General features: G+C 31.8%; 2 protein-coding genes. One reads left to right on the forward strand and one right to left on the reverse strand.

Annotated elements, in window-relative coordinates:
* Window positions 1-15: 15 nt before the first annotated feature.
* Window positions 16-777: a glycosyltransferase gene (locus V7164_RS24165; protein WP_335344883.1), complete on the forward strand. Its 762-nt coding sequence runs from the start codon at window positions 16-18 to the stop codon at window positions 775-777.
* A 282-nt stretch (window positions 778-1059) separates the two neighbouring features.
* Here the strand turns inward: V7164_RS24165 and V7164_RS24170 are convergent, their stop codons facing one another.
* Window positions 1060-1596, reverse strand: a complete 537-nt coding sequence (locus tag V7164_RS24170) for an HXXEE domain-containing protein (RefSeq protein WP_335344884.1) — start codon at window positions 1594-1596, stop codon at window positions 1060-1062.
* Window positions 1597-1928: the final 332 nt, after the last annotated feature.

The following is a 1928-nucleotide window of genomic DNA, read 5'->3' on the forward strand; positions in this document are numbered from 1 at the left end:
AGGGGGAGCTATTTCATGATCGAAAAGGAGAACTCTTCAGAAGATACAAATAAAGAGGAAATAAAATTTTCAATTATTATACCCGCTCATAATGAAGAAAAGTACATTGGAAAATGCTTAGAATCCATTTCTAAAGCCTCTAAATTATTTAATAATCAAGTTGAAATCATTGTTGTGTTAAATCGATGTACAGACAGGACAGAAGAAATTGCAAAATCGTATAAATGTATCACAATAAAGAATAACGACAAAAACCTTTCTAAGATTAGGAACGCAGGTGTTGAAATAGCTAGAGGTGAAATCATCGTTACAATTGATGCAGATACACAGATGAACGAACATGTGTTGTCTAAGGTAGAGGAGAACTTAGCCACTGGAAAGTACATTGGCGGGGGAGTTACAGGGAAATTTGAAAGAATGTCTTTAGGTATTTTTGTTTCAACCTTATTACTAATTGGGCCACTATTATTTAAATATGGAGCAATTTCCGTGGGAATCTTCTGGTGCTACAAAAAGGATTTTAATTCGATTAAGGGATTTAATGAAAATATGCTTATGGCAGAAGATGCAGATTTCGCTAAACGTTTAAAAGTGTGGGGAAAAAAGAAGGGAAAAAAATACGGGACGATTCAAAATGGGATGATAACTTCAAGCAGAAAGTTTGATAAACATGGAGACTGGGTTTTACTTAAACGTCCGAAAATGATCTTAGCTTATCTTAAAGGAACAGACCAGAAATATGCAGATGAAGCATACTATGAAAATCAAGATAGATAAAAATATAAGTACCATTAGATTATTCATGAATTAAACTTAAGCTAGGTTTCAAGATTAGAAGGTAAACAGACTGTGAAAAAATAAAATTAAATAAACAGTGGCGCTAATCGTAGAAGGATTAACGCTTTTTTTATGAAGTTACTAAACTATCGGGCAGCTTATCTTCAAAAGATCTTCCATAATCTGGCCCTCTTAAATAAAAGACGAATTCCTAAATAGACGCGCCCTTTTATGGAAGATCGTGTAACAATTACTTTAGCGAAAGAGCAGTATATTGAACTTTTATACTGCTTTTTTTCCTATCCAATGAGCAACTAAAGCAATAGGAATTATTAATAGGACAAATGGCAAGCATGCAAAAATAATTTTCCATGTTAGAATCCCATTTAATAATAATGTGTTATACAAAACTAAACTATATGGAATTATGATAATCATTGATGTCAATGAACCAGGAGTAATGGAACGAAGAAATATAGATTGGCCAATATGAGTAAAGGAATGCAAAAAAAAAGTCAATGTGATAATTGTAAAAAAATAAATATTAGCAAGTGATCCTTGAATCACAAATTGGTTTGCCATAATTGTTGAACTGCTTACGAATAAGAATATAAATAAAACTGCTACTGCGAATTGTGCTGTCGTCATGGAAAATTGTTTGATTACCCTGTCAGCCATTTTTCTTGGTAATCTTTCATAAATGACATTTGAGTTTTTTTTCATCCACTTTTCAACCATAATAATTTCCTCAAAATCATGAATGACAAACATAATCGGAAATAACCAGATAAGTGTTTGAACATCTAGCCATTGTTCCATAATCTCCACCCTTGTGAATCTTTCTAATTTTATTTACTTTTGATTTGCACTCCTTCTTCAATAAATGCTAATGTTAACTTGGAACTGACTATTCGAAATCTTCTCTACAATTATAACATATATATCCAATTGTTAAATTAAATAAAGATATTCGTTGTTATTTATCATTTATTTATTTTCGGTAGTTTTCCTCTACAATCTGACCCTTTTCCAAAAGAAAATGCGTAATTCTTATTATGGAATTGCCCCCTTTTATGGAATGACAAAATTTAAGACAGATGTAAATAAGCTTCTTGAACCAACACTCCCTGGCATTTCGCTAGAACGTAACT

It is taken from the genome of Bacillus sp. JJ1474 (genome assembly GCF_036965225.1).
Lineage (GTDB): Bacteria > Bacillota > Bacilli > Bacillales > Cytobacillaceae > Cytobacillus.